General features: G+C 27.6%; 24 protein-coding genes. 7 read left to right on the top strand and 17 right to left on the bottom strand.

Annotation, left to right across the window (positions count from 1 at the left end; translation table 11 throughout):
- Positions 1-195: 195 nt before the first annotated feature.
- The 7 genes from BM027_RS15195 to BM027_RS15160 form a co-directional block, all read right to left on the bottom strand.
- Positions 196-651, bottom strand: a complete 456-nt coding sequence (locus BM027_RS15195; protein ID WP_090093688.1) for a GNAT family N-acetyltransferase — start codon at positions 649-651, stop codon at positions 196-198.
- Between the two features lie 152 nt (positions 652-803).
- Positions 804-1,811: a M28 family peptidase gene (locus BM027_RS15190; RefSeq protein WP_090093686.1), complete on the bottom strand. Its 1,008-nt coding sequence runs from the start codon at positions 1,809-1,811 to the stop codon at positions 804-806.
- Positions 1,812-2,099: 288 nt separating this feature from the next.
- The gene (locus tag BM027_RS15180) at positions 2,100-3,041 is read right to left on the bottom strand and encodes a DUF2935 domain-containing protein (RefSeq protein WP_090093684.1); all 942 of its coding nucleotides are present in this window, start codon (positions 3,039-3,041) and stop codon (positions 2,100-2,102) included.
- Between the two features lie 499 nt (positions 3,042-3,540).
- Positions 3,541-3,999 (bottom strand): hypothetical protein, encoded by a 459-nt coding sequence (locus tag BM027_RS15175; protein ID WP_090093691.1) that lies wholly within the window; start codon positions 3,997-3,999, stop codon positions 3,541-3,543.
- A gap of 440 nt (positions 4,000-4,439) precedes the next feature.
- On the bottom strand, positions 4,440-4,628 hold the full coding sequence (locus BM027_RS15170; protein ID WP_139209559.1) for a hypothetical protein: 189 nt from the start codon (positions 4,626-4,628) through the stop codon (positions 4,440-4,442).
- A gap of 7 nt (positions 4,629-4,635) precedes the next feature.
- Complete coding sequence (locus BM027_RS15165; RefSeq protein ID WP_090093679.1) at positions 4,636-5,052, bottom strand: DUF3795 domain-containing protein; 417 nt, start codon at positions 5,050-5,052, stop codon at positions 4,636-4,638.
- A 378-nt stretch (positions 5,053-5,430) separates the two neighbouring features.
- Complete coding sequence (locus tag BM027_RS15160) at positions 5,431-5,982, bottom strand: GNAT family N-acetyltransferase (RefSeq protein WP_090093677.1); 552 nt, start codon at positions 5,980-5,982, stop codon at positions 5,431-5,433.
- 563 nt (positions 5,983-6,545) lie between these two features.
- Here BM027_RS15160 and BM027_RS15150 point away from each other — a divergent pair.
- From BM027_RS15150 to BM027_RS15120, 7 genes are all read left to right on the top strand, one after another.
- Complete coding sequence (locus tag BM027_RS15150; protein ID WP_090093673.1) at positions 6,546-6,740, top strand: helix-turn-helix transcriptional regulator; 195 nt, start codon at positions 6,546-6,548, stop codon at positions 6,738-6,740.
- Between the two features lie 205 nt (positions 6,741-6,945).
- On the top strand, positions 6,946-7,650 hold the full coding sequence (locus tag BM027_RS15145) for a lantibiotic protection ABC transporter ATP-binding protein (protein WP_090093671.1): 705 nt from the start codon (positions 6,946-6,948) through the stop codon (positions 7,648-7,650).
- A 1-nt stretch (position 7,651) separates the two neighbouring features.
- Positions 7,652-8,383 carry a lantibiotic immunity ABC transporter MutE/EpiE family permease subunit gene (locus tag BM027_RS15140; RefSeq protein ID WP_090093669.1) on the top strand — a complete coding sequence of 244 codons (732 nt, stop codon included), beginning with the start codon at positions 7,652-7,654 and terminating at the stop codon, positions 8,381-8,383.
- A complete protein-coding gene (locus BM027_RS15135; protein ID WP_090093667.1) occupies positions 8,384-9,139 on the top strand; it encodes a lantibiotic immunity ABC transporter MutG family permease subunit in 756 nt (251 codons plus the stop codon). It begins immediately after the preceding gene.
- A gap of 160 nt (positions 9,140-9,299) precedes the next feature.
- Positions 9,300-9,959, top strand: a complete 660-nt coding sequence (locus tag BM027_RS15130) for a response regulator transcription factor (protein ID WP_090093665.1) — start codon at positions 9,300-9,302, stop codon at positions 9,957-9,959.
- Positions 9,950-11,314 carry a sensor histidine kinase gene (locus BM027_RS15125; RefSeq protein WP_090093663.1) on the top strand — a complete coding sequence of 455 codons (1,365 nt, stop codon included), beginning with the start codon at positions 9,950-9,952 and terminating at the stop codon, positions 11,312-11,314. The genes BM027_RS15130 and BM027_RS15125 overlap by 10 nt, the downstream gene beginning before the upstream one ends.
- Positions 11,315-11,768: 454 nt before the next feature.
- Positions 11,769-13,265 (top strand): glycosyltransferase family 39 protein, encoded by a 1,497-nt coding sequence (locus BM027_RS15120; RefSeq protein WP_090093661.1) that lies wholly within the window; start codon positions 11,769-11,771, stop codon positions 13,263-13,265.
- A 1,010-nt stretch (positions 13,266-14,275) separates the two neighbouring features.
- On the opposite strand, the gene BM027_RS15115 is transcribed toward BM027_RS15120, so the two are convergent.
- From BM027_RS15115 to BM027_RS15070, 10 genes are all read right to left on the bottom strand, one after another.
- Positions 14,276-14,647, bottom strand: coding sequence for a hypothetical protein (locus tag BM027_RS15115; protein WP_090093659.1), 372 nt, complete (start codon positions 14,645-14,647; stop codon positions 14,276-14,278).
- Positions 14,648-14,784: 137 nt separating this feature from the next.
- Entirely contained in the window at positions 14,785-15,243 is a 459-nt protein-coding gene (locus tag BM027_RS15110; RefSeq protein ID WP_090093656.1) for an AraC family transcriptional regulator, read from the bottom strand.
- 158 nt (positions 15,244-15,401) lie between these two features.
- Positions 15,402-15,614: a helix-turn-helix domain-containing protein gene (locus BM027_RS15105; protein WP_090093654.1), complete on the bottom strand. Its 213-nt coding sequence runs from the start codon at positions 15,612-15,614 to the stop codon at positions 15,402-15,404.
- An 11-nt stretch (positions 15,615-15,625) separates the two neighbouring features.
- Positions 15,626-16,072, bottom strand: coding sequence for a DUF2975 domain-containing protein (locus BM027_RS15100; protein ID WP_090093652.1), 447 nt, complete (start codon positions 16,070-16,072; stop codon positions 15,626-15,628).
- 419 nt (positions 16,073-16,491) lie between these two features.
- Positions 16,492-17,187, bottom strand: coding sequence for a DUF421 domain-containing protein (locus BM027_RS15095; RefSeq protein ID WP_090093651.1), 696 nt, complete (start codon positions 17,185-17,187; stop codon positions 16,492-16,494).
- Between the two features lie 270 nt (positions 17,188-17,457).
- Positions 17,458-17,799: a hypothetical protein gene (locus tag BM027_RS15090; RefSeq protein ID WP_090093649.1), complete on the bottom strand. Its 342-nt coding sequence runs from the start codon at positions 17,797-17,799 to the stop codon at positions 17,458-17,460.
- Positions 17,800-17,889: 90 nt separating this feature from the next.
- The gene (locus BM027_RS15085) at positions 17,890-18,804 is read right to left on the bottom strand and encodes a class I SAM-dependent methyltransferase (RefSeq protein ID WP_090093647.1); all 915 of its coding nucleotides are present in this window, start codon (positions 18,802-18,804) and stop codon (positions 17,890-17,892) included.
- 229 nt (positions 18,805-19,033) lie between these two features.
- A complete protein-coding gene (locus BM027_RS15080) occupies positions 19,034-19,507 on the bottom strand; it encodes a hypothetical protein (RefSeq protein WP_090093645.1) in 474 nt (157 codons plus the stop codon).
- Positions 19,504-20,271 (bottom strand): HipA domain-containing protein, encoded by a 768-nt coding sequence (locus BM027_RS15075; RefSeq protein WP_090093642.1) that lies wholly within the window; start codon positions 20,269-20,271, stop codon positions 19,504-19,506. The genes BM027_RS15080 and BM027_RS15075 overlap by 4 nt, the downstream gene beginning before the upstream one ends.
- 613 nt (positions 20,272-20,884) lie before the next feature.
- Positions 20,885-21,253, bottom strand: a complete 369-nt coding sequence (locus tag BM027_RS15070; protein WP_090093640.1) for a hypothetical protein — start codon at positions 21,251-21,253, stop codon at positions 20,885-20,887.
- Positions 21,254-21,286: the final 33 nt, after the last annotated feature.

The raw sequence follows: 21,286 nt of genomic DNA, 5'->3' as shown, positions 1-21,286 counted from the left end.
ATTAGTACAATCATTTATGGAACAACTTCAAATGAAGAAACTCTAAGCTTATTTTTCAATGCTTCTTCCACAAATGTTATTTCTATTTCTTTTTTGAATATACATCATATCAGTAAATGATTTGCATTATGATTCAGCCCTTTAGGAGTATAATTTTTCAAATAAAATTGCACCATAAAAGAATATTATTTATTACTAACTTAGTTTTTTCTTGTATATCTTTATATTTCCACCTGAATATTCAATACCATCTTCAAGATACTGCCATCCAGTTCTTTCATAATAATTGCAAATGTCGGTATAAAGAAAAAGTTCTTCATATCCTTTTTTTCTGCAATAATTAATCAAAAATCGCTGTAACTCTTGTCCAATATTTTTACTTCTATATTCATCTTTAACAAATAATGCTGATAGCCATGGATAAAGGTCTTGTCTACTCAATAAATCACTTCTCCATAATCCTACAGTTCCAACCAACTTATTATCCATAAGTGCAATAAATGTTAAAGGTAATTTATTTTTTCTCAAACTATTTTTTACTATACTTTCCCAAAAAGCATAATTATCTTCATTACCAAATTCTTTCCAAAGCCAATCTACTACATTATCTAAATATTCTTTATGGTCTGCTAAGTGTTCGATAATTAGCATATTAAACCATCCCCTTTCTTCGTATTAATTTACTATTGTACAATAAAAATACCACAACTTTTTCAATACAGTATTTTAATTTATTGTTTGTTTTTAATAATTTATAATCTAGAAAATTGTTAAATAAGTCTATTATTCTTATATTATACAACTTACTCTTTAAAAATTTGACCATCATTTATTTCTATAAAATTACCTATAACATTTGCCACCTTTTCTATTTCATCACAATTTAAAGTATCTGGATTATCAGTTTCATTATGAACATATGGTTTTAAGTCTTCTTGTCCTATATAAATATTAGTAATACCCATTTTTTCAAAACTTTTATGATCACTTGTTGCACCTTTTAATTCAACATCTGAAAAATCCATATTATTATTTTTAAATGTTTCTTTCATTGCTACAGTTAATTTATTTGATATCTTACTTTTATTATTTAAGGATATCTTTCCAGCTTTTTTTCCACCTACACAATCTATATTTATATTGTATAAATTTGAATATCTATCTTTTATATCATTAACAAAAGCTTTACTTCCTTGTTGAGAAGTTTCTTCACCATCAAAAAATGCAATAATTATATCTTGACTAAAAGTCTTACTTTGAGATTGCTTTTTTAAAATATCTGCTATTCGTATTAAAGTGGCAACTCCTGAGGCATTATCTAATGCCCCTCTAATTATCTTTCCATCTTGATATCCAATATGATCAAAATGTGCTGATATGACTACTGCTTTTGTACTATCGGAACCTTTAATAACTCCTACTAAATTATGAATCTCTTTATTTTCAGGTTTATCATTATCATCAATTAAACCATAATTTTTATATACTTCTTGAGTATATGGCTCATAATATTCTTCATCAAATAATGGTTCTAGTTTTAAATCTTTAATTATTTTAAAAATATAGTTTTCAGTTTCCTGATCTCCTTTGGAACCTACTAATCTTCCTCCAAAATCATCTGAACATAAAGTGTCTATAATTTCTGTAGTATCTGGTATATCTATATTATTTTGTGATTCCTCTGCCGTTCTATTTTCTTCGATATCTTTCATTTGCTTTGTATTTAACTTTTTATCGCAACCTGTAATATTTAATATTAAAATTAGGATTATACTTATTTTAAATATATATTTAATAGAAAATCCCCCCATTTATTCAGATGTTCATTTTTATTAAATCATATTTGGAATAATATGTAAACTAACGTTTTATAAATACAGTATTTTTCTTCCTTTCTTTTTCAATACCTACAAATTGTAAGACAACTAAAGCCTGCATATATAAAAGATGCAGGCTCTTTTGCTATTTGGAATAGGAATATCAGATCCAGTTATTCCTCCTATTTCATGATGGTGGTCAAGAAAATCTGTATTAGTTACTTTTATTTATAAATAATATAAAAAAGTTCATACTAGACTATCTTTTCTAGGTTAAACTTATTAATAATCACTTTCTGGTGCTTTTTTAAACATTTTTAATAAACGCAAATAATGATTTGCTTCACGTAAAGTATGGTCACCCAATAATGGTATTATTATAGATTTGATTTTACACTCTACCAATCCTTGTGTACCTTGTGTCTTAAACTTACTTATTTCTACAGTTGCTTTAAAACTGTCATCTGTAACTTTTACAATTGGCATGGAATTATCCATAGCTTCTTTTGCTTCTATTGTCAACTGATCAAACTCATATCCAAAATTATTTGCTGTATTTATTAGTTCTTCTTCAGTTGGATCAAGAAGTCCACGAATAAATTTTGAATGTTCAGCCATAATTCTGTTCCAGAAAGTTTCTTGTTCATAAGCTTCTCTCTCTAAGTTGATTTCTTCACGATTTTGCAATCTTTGAAGTAGCTGAAAATAAAACTTTGCTTCTCTTAAAATATGATCTAAAAGCAAAGGATAATTAGTTGTAAATATCCTACAGGATATAACATCTGATAATAACTTAGTCTTAAACCTTGCTAAACATCTAATTAATTCCAATGCTCTATCATTAAGTTCAGATACTCTTTGCTCAAGAACAGGATGATTACTTCTGATTAAGGAATCACCCATTAATCCTTGCTCTATTTTAGTAATATTAGTTGGAATTTTCACTCCTGTAAAATATACTGAAGCCTGTTCAGCTTCTAATGTAAAAGGGGTTACTACTTCACCAGATTGTAATACATCATTACTAACAACACCATTAGAAAGAGATATGGCATCAGCTAAAAGTTTGTCAAACTTCATTCTAAAGGCGTCTGCCTCATCAATATAATTTGAATCCTTTGGTGTAAAACCTACTTCTAAAAAGAATGAATGTTCTTTCATAATTCTTGCAAAAAAAAGATGCAATTCCAATGATTGTTGTATAAATCTACTATTAGATAACACAGTTAAATTCTCCTAATATAATTATTTACTAGTATCATTGTATTAATTCTATAAATTAACGGTTACTATTAAATAATTACACCTTAAATAATAAGACTCCCATTCTCCCTGTTAATATTTAAGTTTACTTTTTCCTTAATATGTCTAATATAAATTCTTAATAGTTACTTATCATAAGGCTATGTTTTAAGTAAGTGTTGATATTATAAAACATAGCCTATCGTAAAAGTATTGTACACTAAAAAATACCATATTATTCATTTATAAAAACCTAAATAATATGGTATCTAGAATTAATGGTTTCATTATAGATTTATCACATAAGGAATTAATTTATCATGCATTATAAAGAAGAGAATCTACGACGACGTCTGCAACGTATACGACATCTACGGCATCTACAACATCTGCAACATCTACAACATTGGCAACATAACATATTAATCACCTCTCCTCTTTTGTATAATTTAATATATGCTCAATCTTACATAATTGTTCATTAATAATATCTTTCCATGACTTCTCTTGTGAAACCGTAATCAATAATGACAGGCCTTCCATTAATCATTCCCCAGCTGCTTTTTCGATCAAAATCATCCAATAATAAATTATACCTTCTCTTAATACTCTGTAGTTCTTCTAAGTTAAACAGTTCCCTTTTGCTTGCAACATTAAAATACTCAAAAACATATGAAATATTATATATTTTATGAGCTTTTTGCATTATCAATAAATCAAAGTCGTTTGAAGCTTGTATAACTTTTGCAAATAAATCAGAATCATCATTAAATGAAATTTTATACTCACACATATTTTGTGCAATTCCTGCTCTATTTCTTGCCACTTTGATTACATATCCATTTCCCAAATCGAATACTTGTCTACCAGAACCAGAACCAATATATCTATAATATCCTCGTTTTAAATTAAACATAATTCGATTAAATTCAATAGTCATTTTAAGCACCCGCTTCATAATAATCTCTTTATAGTCATTAGTAAAAATCTTATATACTATAGTATTCACTCAAAAGTATATTGTTTCGTAATTTCCTACTACATGACTGAATTAGCACATACTTTGTAAATACTGATGCCAGACCAATTATTCCTTTAACTATAGGCTATGTTTTAAGTGAATGTTGATATTGTAATATAAAGCTCATGGACAGTGGAATTCACTTAAAACATAGCGTAATTATAAATAAAATAAGTGCAAATGCTAACCATATATATTGGTTTAACATTTGCACTTATACAGTACAAAAAACACCGCAAATTTATTTCTAAAGTAGTACGGTATTCTTAATCTATGTTATAACTTTAGGCTATATCAATTATTTAGCAGCCTGAACAATATGTAACAATAGCAATACTATATTAAAACAGAATGTTATTTTAATATAGTGTTGCTTGAAAGCATAATGTACAATCACTAAAACCCTTGATAAGATTTCCCTCATATTTTATATAAACTGGATTACATCCATAAACAGGATGGATATATTTTACTTCTATTTGATTAGTTTGAGTTGTATCACAATGAGATGTGCGTGACTGAATTAAATCCACTTCATCTAACTTCATATTATGCTCATTTTGCATACTTACTATTTAATCCATTATGTAATAAATCAATAACAGCCTTTTCATTTCCTAAATTATCATAATCTTTATTCCATCCATACATAATACCATTCTTTTGATTTTTTAGAACATATTCTGCAAGCTTTTCTATGCCCTCATTTTTTGCCACTTTTACAAAAGTCCGATTTCTAACATCGTGATGTTCGCTGAACATATCTTTATCACATGGACCATCTTCACATTCCCAACAACCATTTATCCCATTTTTGACACAACAGTCAAATTGAAAACAACCATTCTCGCTTAAATGTCTTCCACAACAATTATTTTCAGATTTACACCCAGCACATTTATCTGCCTCATGGCATAATTTGCAAACCAAACCGCAATATCCTATATTTTGAGTAATATCTTTTATATCCACGTTTATCCCCCTCTTATATAATACAAATAATTGTTACTTAACTATTATTTACCATTTTAAATTAAAGCTTTGTTTTAATATAGTGTTGATATTGTTACATTTTTGTGAAGTGTGCATTAGAATTCGACTTTTAGAACTCTTAATGAGTATTGTCACATTAATTGCTTGTCCGAAGCTTGTCTTTGGAGCAAGCTGGAATGGGACTATACTCGTTTAGATGTTCTTAAGTTGAATTCTTTAGCACGCTGAACAATATGTAACAATATCAACACGGTTTTAAAACATAGCTTAAATTAATTATAGTATATTTTGTAAATATCACATTAGTGTACTTGTATTCTCACCTATAAAGTGGAATTTATTAATTTGGATTGATATTTATTTTATCATTCTTCCCATTATAATTTCATCACGATATGTTCCATCTTTAAGTTTAAATGCATTCTTCGTAGTACCCCAAACTTCAAAGCCATACTTTTTATATAAAACCTGTGCTTTCTCATTATCTGAAAATACACCAAGTTCAATTTGCTCATAACCCATCTTCTTTGCCTGTTCAATTATCTCTTTGAGAAGTATACTTCCAATACCATTATTCCAGTACTTTTCTTTAATAGAAATTCCAAACACTGCTCTATGTTTAAGTTTAATATGATTTCTTACGCAGCTAATACCAGCATTACCTGCAAGTTCACCATTCACAAATGCAGCAATCATTATATCTTTATCGCTAATTAAATTATTCTTAAGACATTCTTTTTCTGCATCAATAGTCATCTTAATTTCTTCAGGATATCTAACCATGAAATGCGTTTCTTTTGATGTAATTTTTAGATATTCAATCATTTTTTCCGCATCATCTTCATTTGGGCTTCTTAAAATGCATGGCGTTCCATCTTTTAATTTTATTTCATTTTCTCCAAATTTCATTATGATTCCCTCCAAATATTACTAGTTAACCTTTAGTAAATTATAACATATTTTATAAACATCACATTATTCGATTTTCAAAGGACATTTTATATTAATTGCTTCATATTTTCTACCTATTATGTAACAATTTAAAATCATTACAACTCTTTGTATTCCTAATGCACTTCTTTAAATTTATCTACTGTTTGCCATCCTTCACATCTTTTAAGCATTGCAAACTGGTTAATCGTATATTACATATAGTGATAAATAATAGAAATGTAAAAAACTATTGACATTTTATATTAGGATAGTTATGCTTAAAATGTAAAAAAGATTATACATTTTAAGGGGATGTTGTTTATGAAAGTTTTTAAAAAAATGGATGAAATGCAATTAAGTATCAACTTAACTTCAGTTAAATTTGCATGGGTTTATACAGTGATTTTTTTGTTTATATGGTCAACTTATGATTTTATTAAAACCGGTTCATATAATAATAGCCTAGCATTTTTTCTTTTGATTTCTCAAAATCTTATATATATATGTATACACTTTTTCTTAAATAGAAAGATGAACAAATGAAAAATAAGATTAGAGAATTAAGAAAATCTTTTAAATTCCGTCAAGAAGATCTTGCAAATGAGCTAGGTGTAACAAGACAGACTATTAATGCTATTGAAAATGAAAAGTATAATCCTACTTTAGAACTAGCTATGAAATTAGCTAAACTTCTTAATACTACTGTTGATGAATTATTTTCTCTTGATTCCTAGTAAATAAAATTCGACTAAAATATGGTCGGATTTTATTTTTTTATAATCCTTATAAATTCCTTATAAATTCATAGTAAATTATATTTCGAACAGAAAATTAATGCTATATAAGGCACATTCAAAAAAATAACAAGACAAAATATACATTGCATCTTTGATTTGTTATTTTCTTTCATGTGCTTAAGGAAAAGGAAGGATGAATAATATGACAAATTATATTTTAAAAACAGAGAATCTTTGTAAAAAATTTAAAAATCAATTAGCAGTAAATAATATTTCACTTTCGGTTAAGGAAAATTCTGTATATGGTCTTTTAGGACCAAATGGAGCTGGAAAATCCACCACCTTAAAAATGATTACAGGAATCCTTAGAGCTACTTCTGGTGAAATCATGTATAATGGACACCCATGGAATAGAAACGATCTTTTAAATATTGGAGCACTAATTGAGGCACCACCATTATATGAAAATCTCACAGCAAGAGAAAATTTAAAGGTTCGTACTACCTTATTTGGTCTCCCAGATTCTAGAATTGATGAATTGCTTGAAATTGTGGATTTAACTAATACAGGTAAAAAACATTCTGGCCAGTTTTCTATGGGAATGAAGCAACGTCTTGGCATAGCAATTGCTCTTGTAAATCATCCAAAATTATTAATACTAGATGAACCAACCAATGGACTGGATCCAATGGGTATTCAGGATTTGCGTAAACTAATTCGCTCATTTAAAGATCGCGGAATTACAGTTATATTATCTAGCCATTATCTATCAGAAGTTGAACAAATTGCAGATCACATTGGCATTATTTCAAACGGAATTTTAGGATATGAAGAAAAAATTAATCCAGGGCAGGATCTTGAAAAATTATTTATGAAAATAGTAAGTGAAAATAGAAAGGTTGGTTAATATGTTTAATTGTATAATGTCAGAACATATGAAATTTAAAAATACATTTACAAAAAAGCTTGCTTTTACTATGCCAATTATTACAATATTGCTTTGTATTGTATTGTCTCCAGATGAATTATTCCAAATTAGTAGCTATAACTATTGGTATGCAGTGATATTACCTGGTGTACTTACACTTATTTGTGGAGAAGTTATTAATAAAGATATTAAAAAATTGAAAGGACATGCCATCTTAAGCCTTCCTATTGATCCAGCTAAAATGTGGATTAGTAAGATTATTGTTTGTATATTATATTATTTTATATCATCTGTTATTTTTTCAATAGTAATAAATCTTTGTAGTGTTATATGGGGAAGATCCATTTCTTTTCCTAGCAGTATCTATGGAAGCATTCTTATCTTTATTACATTTTTGTGGCAAATACCATTATGCCTTTTTTTAACATATAAACTTGGTATAATTGCAGCAATGTTAATTAATTTTTCATTTAATGCGGTAGGTGTAGTATTAGCTATAGAGCCTGTAAAATGGATTGCTTTTCCTTACGGTATTACAAGTAGGCTAATGTGTCCTGCTATAGGTGTACTTCCAGGTGGATTGAAGATTCCAATAGATAGTCCATTAAAAGATAGCAGTGTAGTTTTACCTGGAGTTATGGTGTCTATTATACTTTTTATACTTCTTTCAGTTTTAACTGCATTATTGTTTCGAAAAAGGGAGAAAAGATAAATGACATATTTTTTTCGTTTTGTTAAATCGGATTTTGTAAAAATAAAAAGGCAGCCATTATTAATTATGCATACTTTAATCCCTCTTTTAGGAATAATAATATTTCTTTCATATTTTTCCTATACACCATGGAAGCCAACTTCTAAAGTATTTGTATTTTTACAGATGGCAGCATTTGTATTTCCAATATTAATTGCACTTATTTGTTCTATGGTTGTGGACCAGGAAGCCTTAGCAGGAAACTTTCAGCAAATGCTTACCTCAGATATAAAACTAATGCCATTTTTAAGCAAGTTAACAGTTGTTCTTTTATTTGGACTTAGCTCTATGTTAGTACTTGTATGCGGCTTTGGTGCTGGATTTTCATATATACTCAATGAAAGTCCATTTGAATTTAGATATTATATGTATGCTGGATGCATTTTATTTTTTAGTAGTATTTTTATATATGTTTTCCACATTATTATTAGTATGAAGTTTGGAAATATACCGTCTATAGGTATTGGTATTACTGAAAGTTTGCTATCTATTATTTTTGCTACAGACTTAGGACTTGGAAAATGGGAGTTTGTGCCTTGTACTTGGGGAATGCGATTAATGATGTATTTTCATAAATTTACATTAAAAGACCAAAGCTTTTTTGAAGAGATTTCAGAACTTCGTTTAGGTATTATATTGTGTATTTTAGGCACAATTATCATTACTATATTTGCCTGCTTATGGTTTTTTAGATGGGAAGGAAGAAAAAGTGAATAGTGATATATGATAAATTATGTAATATTTGCACCACTTTTACATTTAAATTATACTAAAAGAGTAATATAGTGTATGATATTTTTCCTCTATACACCAAATTAGAAAATATTTTAAAGGTTTTATTACTTTTAATACTAGATATGATAGAAGGTGATAAAAAATGTCAAAAATATTAGCTGTTGATGACGATAAGGCAGTGCTTGCGTTGATAAAAAATATACTTGAAAAAGATGGCCACATTGTTACGAATATATCTGATCCAAGTATGGTTTTAAAGCAGCAACTTGGTGAATTTCAATTAATTTTATTGGATGTTATGATGAATGAAATAGATGGTTTTACTTTATGTAAAGATATTCGCAGCAAAGTAGATTGTCCAATACTATTTCTTACAGCAAAATCCATGGAAAATGATATTATGTACGGATTTAGAGTAGGTGCTGATGATTATATTTTAAAACCCTTTGGATCAGGTGAACTAAGAGCACGGATTAATGCTCATTTGAGACGTGAAAACCGTCAAAAGAGAAATGTAATCTATCTTGGCAATATTCAGTTTAATTTGTCTGGAAAGGAAATAACAATTCATGATAAAAAAGTTTCTCTTACAAAAAGTGAATATGAAATTTGCGAGTTTCTTGTCTGTAACAGAGGACAAGTATTTTCAAAGGAAAGAATATATGAAGCCATTTTTGGATTTGATGGAGAAAGTGAGTATTCAGTAGTAGTAGAACACATTAAAAATATAAGGGCAAAGTTTTCAAAATTCAAAGTTTCTCCTATTGAAACTGTTTGGGGGATTGGATACAAGTGGATATAAAAAAGCAAATAAAACTCCGAACTATATTTATTAAGTATTTATTTATGTTTTGTATAAGTACAATTGTTATTATGCTTGCCTTATTAATTCTGTACTCTATCATATTTTCAAGCATAAATGTGCTTCCTGCTAATTATGCTGAAAATAAACTTATGGAGCAGAAAAATGAAATTTCATCAAGTAAGAATGTTACTCCTAGCTTAATTCCAGATACCTGTAAATATGGAGTATACACAAATGATGGAAAAATAATTTCAGGAAATTTAAATCCTAAGGAAGCTACAAAAGCATGGGATGCAGTAAAAAATAGTGAAAAAGGCAGTAATTTTCTACATCACTATTTAAAAATACCTCGAGAAAATGAAGTGTGCATTGTTCAATATTCAATATCCAGCCAGTATACTTCTCCTACCCTACGTAAGTTTTTGCCAAATCCAGATCTATTTTTAATTTTCCTATTTTGTTTTGGTTTTATTTTGGAAGGTTTCTTCTTAGCCTATAATTTTGGAAAAAAGTTCACAAAAAACATGGAATTACTTCAGGATGCAGCAAAGAAAATACAAAATGAAAACTTAGATTTTAGTATAAAATACAGTGGCATTTTTGAAATAGATAATGTACTCTCTTCAATGGATGAAATGAAAGAAGCATTAAAAACATCCATGAAAAAGCAGTGGGATTTAGAGCAAGAAAGAAGAAAACAAATCTCTTCTCTTGCCCATGATATAAAAACACCTTTAACAATTGTTAGAGGCAATGCAGAACTTTTAGAGGAAACAAATCAAACTGATGAGCAAAAAGAATATACAAATTACATTATTGATAGTGCCCATGATATGCAACAGTACATTAAGGCATTAATTGAAATTTCAAAGGCTGATATAGGATATATTCTACAAAAAGAAGAGCTTGATAGCAAAAAATATTTAGATATAATTTACAACCATATAAATGCTTTAACTTCCATAAAAAAAATAAAAGTGGATTTAAAAATTAATAATCTTCCAAAGGTTTTTAAGGCTGATTTTAACTTACTTCAAAGGGCAATTATGAATGTGGTTTCAAACGCTGTTGATTATTCAAAGGAAAATGGCACAATTATATTTTCTGTAGATCAAATTTCAAACTATATTAGGTTTACAATTTGTGATGATGGAAATGGTTTTTCAAAGGAAGCCTTACTAAATGCAAAACAGCAGTTTTATATGGGGGACCTAAGTAGAAGCAGCAAATCACATTATGGAATGGGTTTATACATAGCAGACTCCATTGTAAAACAACATAATGGAAAAATGGAGCTTACTAATTCAAATGTTACAAAAGGTGCAGAGATAAATATATATATTCCAATATAAAAATACATAAACTTTTACTACAGTTATCACGAAACACTTGCTTATATAAGTTCATAAAAAACCCTGATAGCGATAAGATTAATTTATGGTATAATTATACTATCTGTATCTATATTAATAGGACAAGCAATACTTGAATACATTAGAAATGAAATAATTAAATCTTCAGAACAAGAAATTAGTGCTGAAGGCTAAGAAAGGAGCTGCTTAAAAATAGAAATTGCATTTCTACTTTTCAACAGCTACTTTAGGCACATTCAAAAAATAATAGACCAGTATGCATGTTTATTTTGCGTCATAAGGAAGCTCGACTAGTATACACTTATGTTGGCAAATTCAGCTAATAGCTCGCTATTAAAAGAACTTGCCTTCTTGTCTGACACAAAATACACGATGCATCTTTGGTCTATTATTTTCTTTTATGTGCCTTAATTACATATGAATAGGAGAAGTTATGAATAAATTTAGTGAGACATTTACACGTTTTATGAATAAAACAATTAAGAGTTTATTATTTTTTGTTTTGATTGGAAGTTTAGGAATTATGGTTGCAAACATAATTGGATTTAGTAAAAGTACTATAGTGTATTTAATTGTATCAGGAATATCTATATTTATGGGATATAGAATATTTAAGTTAAATATACCTACAAGAAAAAGATTACTTTTGATCTTAATTATGGGATTTATGCTTAGAATTTTATGGTTATTAAACATGCCAAGTGTTCCATCATCAGATTTTAAACTTATCTATGATTCATCTATTAAGTTTTTAAAGGGTGATACAAGTATGTTTCGTGGAACAGCATATATAGCTAGATTTCCACATCTTACAATGATGGTGTTGTACACAGCCCTTATTAATTTCTTATTTCCTCTTAAAAGTTTATTAGTTATCAAAATAATAAATTTATTATTTGGGTTAGTAGATATAATTTTATTATATTTATTAGGTGATATTATATTTAAAAATAAAAAATACGCACAATTTGTAGCATTTATAGCTGCAATATTTCCACCATTTATCACTTATACATCAGTATTATGTACTGAAAATATAGCAATACCTTTTTATTTATTAAGTATGTACATATTTATACATTATTCAAGAAATAAAAAATCTAAATTTCAACTTTTAATATGTGGGATAATTTTATCCGTGGGGAACCTTTTTAGAACAACTGCAATGGTTGTTTTAATAGCATATGTAATATATATAGGGATATACTTTTTAGATTCTATATATGAAAAATTAAAAGATATAGTTATATTAGTAACATCTTATTTGTTAATAATGATTATAGTAAGTACAACCCTTCAAAGTTTAAATATTACAGAAAGACAATTATGGAATGCTAGAGAACCTAAGATAACTAGTACTCTTAAGGGGAGTAATTATAAAGCATTTGGTAGGTGGAACGAGGAAGATGCAAAATTCATAGAAGAACATATAAATAACTATGATGAATTACAGGAAAAAAGTAAAGAGATAATATTGGATAGGTTTAGATCTAATTCAGTATTTAAAACTATAATATTTTTATTAGGAAAATTTACACTTCAATGGTCTGTAGGCGATTTTGAGGGGTATGTATGGGCTCAAATGGATGTACCAGAAGATCAAATTAAATTCCCAATAAAAAAAGAAGGCACATTAGCAATTCAATTGATTTATACATTAATAATGTTGTTAGTATTTATAGGATTAAGCAACAAAAATTTAATAACCAAAATTAAAGAAGTAAATTTATTTTATTTAATACTTGGTGGATACGGAATAGCATATTTATTCGTTGAAGAACAAGGACGGTATGGATATATATGTTGCTATGTTTTAATATTTTTATCCATATTTGGTATAGATAAGATGGTAACTAAATTCAATTACAATTTAAATACCAAATGCATAGATACTAAATATGACATGCAGACAGTGAAAACCTTAAATTAAATTTTAAGGAAAACTTTAATTTAAGGCTTTGTTTTAGAATAGTGTTGATATTGTTATATTTTTGTAAAGTGGACATTGAAATTGGACTTTTAGAATTCTTAAGTGAGAGTCCAAAAGTAAATGTCCAAATTTTATATTTGGAAACATGAACTTTCCCTGTGGGCATTTTACATTTGGTACCTCAAACTTACTCAGCGAACAAATGTGAGTCGAGTTTCCTTGGGTATTGTCACCTTTCCTGCTTGTCCGAAGCTTGCCTTTGGAGCAAGCTAAAAGGGGACTATACTCATTTAGATATTCTTAAGTGAGAGTCAAAATTTTATATTTTGTTGCTCGAACTTACTCAGCGAATGAATATGAGTCGAGTTTCCTATATCAATTTCTTAGCCCACTTTACAATATATAACAATATCAACACGGTTTTAAAACAGCGCCTAATTTAAAAATGTGGATATAGAAATAATAAAGAGGATGTTGCAAAATGATTTTTTAAACCATTTTAAGCAACATCCTCTTTATTCATGTTTTACTTATATAATTAGGAGGTTTGGTTTTTTATAGGCTTTTTTAAATGTAATAGCTTATTATTATAGCTATAGTTAATTATCTTGCCTATATGTTAATAATTTTTCTTTTGTTTCACAGGTTTCTATTTTCCAATCGTTTACATTTATGACATAATTATACCATACTTATTTTAATAAGTACAGGCAATCATTATTTTCTTTTCGTGCATATTTATTATTAGGTATTGTAAAATAAATAACTAATCAAAGATTACATTAGTTATAATATTTTATGTTACAAACTATGTGATATTTTTAGTTACATGTTTTGTTACTAGTGTAATAATAAATCTTGATTAAATATAGACATGTAATCTTATCTACACTTTGTCATTCTTCACATCTAAATAGAATTGTGCACAAAAAAATACCGCAAATTCATTTTTTGAATAATACGGTATTCTAATAATTATTTAATTCTGATTTGACTATATATTTTAGATTTTAAGCAAACTTCTTGTATAAAAGTATATTATATAAAATAATTATGGCTATAAATATAATAGCAGGTAATGAAGCCTGCAAATTATACTCTGCCACATAAAAGAATATCGCAAAAAAACTAATAAACATAGAAAAAGTTTTTTTAAATTTTGGTGCCAAATCATGTATAAATGTTAATATAATAAATGCATCAATATAATATGCTACTTGACGCATAATTGCCGGCTCTACCCCAATATGAATTCCTACTGTTATTATTGCTGTATGAATTGCAAGTATAGTTATATTGTAAACCAAATATAGTATTGCCCATTTTCCCCAATTGGGAATGTCTAGCTTTTTACCATTAATCAATATATAATCTCTTTTCATTTATATTTTCTCCCTATCTTTCGTATTATATAACTTATATATTGCTATATTGTACCATATATTATGCTTGTTTGGTTCAATCAGGCAAATTGGAATTTGTCAGCTTTGTATTATGTTAACAATCTCGTTTTTTCATTCTACTGAATGGCAATATATAAATAACAATGTGGTTTTCCATCTTTCGTATATTCACTGGGAACGGTACTCTCATAATCCTCGGTAAAGGCTCTCTTTATATCGCCTGATTTTTGCTCAAGCCATACTTTTTCCCAGGCATTTCTTGTACATACACCTATTTCTCCATTTTCACTTTTTTCATCATATTTTTTATATAAGCCTTTACTTACTGCTGTTTCGATTTTTTGAAAAAAATCAGCTGTTACAGCTATTATGGTAAGGTCATACTCTCCACTTTCATCACTGGAATAGTTACTGTATTTTGAAACTGGAGAAACGCCTTGTTGAAACATATGCTCGGTATCAAAAAGAAGGGGTAGCTTTCCGCTCGTAATATCCCCCCAAATTTCACCAATTTTTTTTGTTCCTTCTTCAGAATTATTTGTTCTTATTGTTACTTCCTTCAATTTATAAGCCATAGTTTTACTCCTCTCCTTATATAAATAATTACTATTTGTCTGTGGATTAAACAAAAACTGTTCCAGTTTTTGTAAGGTAGCAGGCACTTTACAAAGATTGGAAGTTTGCTGATAATCTTTGTTGCTACATTTTTTGAATAATAAGGTATTGTAATTTGTTATTCTTCATTTTCACTATATTCTAATATATCACCGGGTTGACACTGGAGTTCACGGCAAATCGCTTCAAGTGTAGAAAATCTTATGGCCTTTGCTTTATTATTTTTTAATATAGATAAGTTTGCGTTTGTAATTCCAACTCTTTCTGACAACTCTGACAGTGATATTTTTCTTTTTGCCATCATTACATCTAAATTAATGATAATTCCCATATGGTGCTCCTTTAAACAGTAAGGTCATTTTCATCCTTTATTTCAACTGCTTTTTCAAATATTTCTGATAAAACTAAAGCTATACATGCTAATATAATATACATGATAAAACTTAATTTAAGAGATCCAGAGTTTGTCCCAAATACTTCAAAATTACTTTTCATTTTCCAATTTATAATGCCATCAACTATTGCCATAACAAGCATGTAATATCCAATTCTCCTAAATCTCTTGACATTATCAAAACAAAACGGTGTAGAATCAGTGCTATATACAATTTTACGTAAAGTGTATATTATTAAAAAGTATATTAATCCTACTATAAACTCAATACCTACTTGTATATTTATCCCATGATATATTGTAACAAATACCATTGAAACTAAAAAAAATCCTAACATAAATAGTAAAAAATTTAAAAAAACTTTACTAAAGCCAATTGATAAATGTTTCTTCATAAACAAGCATCTCCTTGTAAAATATGGTATTACCAATATATCACTTTTTTTATTAAATAGCAATATACTTTTATCGTTTATCAATATAAATGCATATTAATTAATTATTATTTGTATTATTCATTTTCAAAGAAATACTTTTTTATTTACTATCTATACTATAATCACTAAAGATAACATCAAATCTACATATTATATAACAATTTAAAATAATTACAACTCGTTATATTTCTACTAATCGTCTTTAACATTATCTGCACTTTGTCATTCTTCACATCTAAATAGTATTATGTACAAAAAAATACCGCAAATCCATTCTGATATGCTCACTTTAAGGTAGACAGATTAAAAAAAATAAAAATCTGTTGCTTGAAAGGATGCATATCATTCTGAATAATGCGGTATTTAAGTTTTATTATTTATTCTTTGTTTATATTCTTCTTTGATATATATAATTTTTGTGTGTTATCCACGCCAGCATAGAATACTTCCGAAATTTCTTTTATATTTTTTTTATTTAATTCTGACTTTAACCATTCTTTATCTAGCCCAATATTTTTTAAATTTTCATCTATTATAATTCCGTCAATTATTATATCCTTATCAATGCCTGAACTAGTTACATTAACTTTCATATTATAAGGTGTAAGTGGCTTTTTATCAGCTTTCGGCAGTACAGATAATTCCCCATCTGTTTCCATTATCGCAAATTCTACATCAGCTAAATGAAACATATTTTTTTCTCTTAGTTTCATCATTAATTCATTAATTGTTAGTTTATTTTTTTTCATATTCTTCTCTATTATCTTACCATTCTCTACTAAATTTATCGGTTCAGAATTTATTATTTTTCTTATTTTTAAACTTTTCATGCTTAAATATCCCGTTACAATTGTAAGAATACAAAATAAAATTAATGCAGTTATGGCTGATATTGCTCCAAACTGTTTATCAACAACCGCATACGCAACTATTGATCCCATTGAAACTCCCATAATAAAATCAAAAAAATTCATTTGAGAGATAAGTTTTCTTCCAACGCTTTTAGTTAAAAATATTGCCAAAATATATACTCCAACACATTTTATTATTGTCATTAACAAAACTTTTTCCATGTACTTAGCGTCTCCTTCTATATCTAATTTAGAAATTAATCAAGTAATGTTATTATCCACATTTAATTATTTTATATTCATTCACAAATCAATATTAATTGTTGGATAAGTTGAAAGTAATATAAGCTCAATATTTTGTAAATGCCGCATTTTTCAATTTTCAAAGAATGGTTTTATATTTTACTTAGCCAAATGAGAGATTGTGAATTAATTTAAAGCAAAATATCTATGATATAATATGTTTTTTGCACGTATCCCGCATATACCACATTATGGCCCAGAAACGTCATTATAAGGTAGAAATAACGGTCCAATGATAAAAAATAGAAATAAACCAACGAAAAATGCTATAGCATTTTTATAAATAAACTTTTTAGAATCTTCTTTAACTTTTAATTTTACTATATAATTCAAGATAAACATCACACTAAAATAAACTACAACTGATAAAATACCTCTTACAATACCTTTATTGCTTGGATGTTGGAAAAAAGGATCACCTGGAAAACTAATTTTCGGAATATATAGAAAGTCATATATGCGTAATATTGTAAATCCATAAAGCCATGAGATTAATACACTAACTCGATTAATAATTTTTTGAAAAAACATTAACTTTTACACCTCCCTAAGTTTAATTCATATTAAATTACGAGCGTGTTTCAATTAAGTAAAGATTATACTCATCTTCTAATGTTAGTTTTATTTCTTCACTGCCAAACAATAATTCACATTATCAAAAGCTGTTATAGGATGCTCTGGATTTGCTTGATTATATTTTTTAAAATACTGTTCTGTTATTTCATTTGGTGTCAAATGCTCATAAATCAAGAAATTACTATCAGCTAATAACTTCTCTAACTCTAAATAAGAATAACTTGCAAGCATTTTTTCGTTTGCTGCACCAGCCATTGCTGCTTGCTTTTTGGCTCGTTCTCCTGCTCTTGGAGTATAGGTATCTTCATCTGGATAATCAAAAATAATACTACTACCTTTTGGCACAATGCTTGAAATAGTGTTAATTGTTTCAGCAAAAGTTTGCTTAGACAAATAATAGCTTATTCCAAGTAAACTGCAAAAACTGATTTTGCTTTGAGCAAATTCTGAACAGGCAATTAAATTGCTTTCCCAGTTGTTTTTTGTAAAATCTACAGATACATAGTGCAGATTAGCAGGCTTTTCTGCTACTATTGATTGAATACGCTTTTGTTTGTCAGAACCAGTAGCAGGGTGATCAAGTTCAAATATTTGGATTTTTGATGCCCAGTCAGGCTGACGATATGCAAATGTATCATATCCTGCTGCGAAAATCAAGTATTGCTTTGCACCAATTCGCACAGCATTTTCAAGTGCTTTTTTTGCAAATGCCGCTCTACCAATTGGCGATGGAGATAACTGATTATCTACAATCCACTTCAAGGCTTCTTCTTGTGTACCCTCAAATGATGGATTGAAGAAACTAATTCCTTTTGACATATTGCTTGAAATTTGTTCATATTCATGTTGAGTTAAAATATCCTTTGCCAAGTAATCATCAAATACTTTCTCTGTATTTTGCACTGAATGATATGCCCTTGAAAATGCACTTACCAATGCGGTCATGCTTTTTTGTTCCATAAAATTATCACCTCTAATAATTAATACCACTTCATTTCTAACAGTACAAGACTTGAAATTTTCCTTATTTTGTGGTATTATAAGGGTATAAAAGATGAATAATTTACAAAGCCGTCATATTTATAGTGGTGGTTTTTTTTATGCAATACATAGCAAAAAATATCGCAAATTCATTCGAATAAGCAATATTTTAATCTATTATTTATCTTTATTGATTTATAATGAATCTTTATTCTTTATTCTTAATTATTTTATTTCCTATAACTTTATATTCAGCAGGATATTCCTCTACTTCAAACGGTATTGGAGTTTCCTCTATTCTATTATGTTCAGATAAATATCTTATATGAACATCCTCATATTTTTCACCTTTACTTAACCAAAAGTAATCCTCCATACACATTGCCCTAGTTCTTCTACATAATTCCCAAAAATCATAATCTATTAACCCCATAACCTTTAATATTTCATCTATATTTGCTCTTTCTTTTGGAACAACCCTATCTTCAAGCCAAAACACAATATCATCATGAGAAGGTTCATAATCTATATTCCAATTTTTATAACTATACATGCCTAATGGTAGATACTTTCTATTTGTAATTTCATCATATTTTTCAAAACTAAATTCTTTAGTATTTGTATTATAAATAAGATCTCCAACCGGAACATCTTTACACATCAATATATACTTCTCTATCATAAAATCTCCTTCTCTATTAAATAATTATATCTTGTTTCTAACAAATACTTAATACATTCAATTCTGAATTCTGATAAATGTTCCTTATACTTATCCACTATATCAAATAATTCTTTTAAAGATACTTTAGGTAACTTAACATCACCAATTAACTCTAATTGTTTATAATGTGATTCACAAAAAGGCTTACACTCATCTATCATTTCCCAAGTTTCTTTATCATCTTGTTCTAATTCGAAGTCTTGAATATCTGCATATAAGCATAACCCATGATCATAAAGTGGAGCAAATTTTATAATATTTCCATCTTTGTTTACAACACTAAAATTTCTTAAATGTCTATCAATATTATTTATTAAAAAATCCATTATTATCATTCTATCTATATCTATTTTAAAGCTAGGAATTATCGCTATAACTTTATCATATAGATTTTCTCTACTAATATTACCTAAAATACTTCTAATACTCATTAATGATTCATTATCTTTTAAAAAATTCTCTGATATATTTACCAATACTTCTTTATTAAAACTAGGTAATTTCATTTCACTTAAAGTATTAACTGCACATTCTATATTAAATTTTTTAATTATTTCACTAGCAATAACTTCACTAACGGGTTCTAGTATGGAAAATTTATTTTTTAATTTAGTTCCTGTCTTAATAAAAACTTTTTTGCCATTTATATTTCCTATACATTTATATAACATTCCTTTTGATGTACTAGTAAGACTTAGCTCTCTTAAGTTATTAATTGTCATAAAATCTCCTTCTCCATTTTTGAATGTTCCTCAAATTATTGATTGCTCATTTCAATTTAGTGTTCCACTGTTTCAATTTCTTAACTATTATTTTTTATGTGCCTTATTTTATATTATTATATCCAATTAAGGTAAGTTAAACAACAAGAATACAGTGGATTGAATTGCTTTTGTTCCATTTCCTGCAAAAACTGCTGAAATAAAAACTGTTCCAGTTTTTGTAGGGTAACAGGTACCTTACAAAGATTGGAAGCTTGCTGATAATCTTTGTTACTAAAGACTTTATTAAATCAGGGGGATTATAAGTATTATGGATGTACACAGAAAATAAATAACTAATCAAAGATCATACTCGTTGTAATATATTATGTTACAAACTATGTGACATTTATAGTTACATGTTTTGTTACTAATGTAATAATAAATCTTGATTAAATATAGACATGTAATCTTATCTACACTTTGTTACCCCTCACATCTAAATAGAATTGTGCAACAAAAAATATCGCAAATTCATTCGAATAAGCGATATTTTAATCTGTTATTTATCTTTATTGATTCATAATGAAGGAATATTTAAGACTTATTTTTTATATACATTCAGCTCCAAATATTATCCTTTAATTTTTAGTTTATTATGATAATATATTGTTGCTCTTATTCCATTAAAATAAATTACTATAAATATCAAAGATATCAATGTACTAATTTTAATATTCTCAGTCAATTCAAGTATGAAAAAAAACATACTAATACTAAATAGTAATACTGAGCATATTCGGCTCCTTTTTATATATACTCCCCAAGTCATTCCCAATAGAATAGAAATAGCCATTATCATACGTGTCATCATAGCATATATTACTTTAAATTCTACATCTCTCATAAATGCGGATATTATATTTAATCCAAATAATATACCTACAATTATTCCTACTATTAATACATGCTTTATATACTTTAGTGCTTTTTGTTCATTCATCATTATTCTCCATAAATTTTTCATGTTTTTTAC

The organism is Clostridium uliginosum (assembly GCF_900112485.1).
Classification (GTDB): domain Bacteria; phylum Bacillota; class Clostridia; order Clostridiales; family Clostridiaceae; genus Clostridium; species Clostridium uliginosum.
This window is presented reverse-complemented; position numbering and strand designations above follow the sequence as displayed.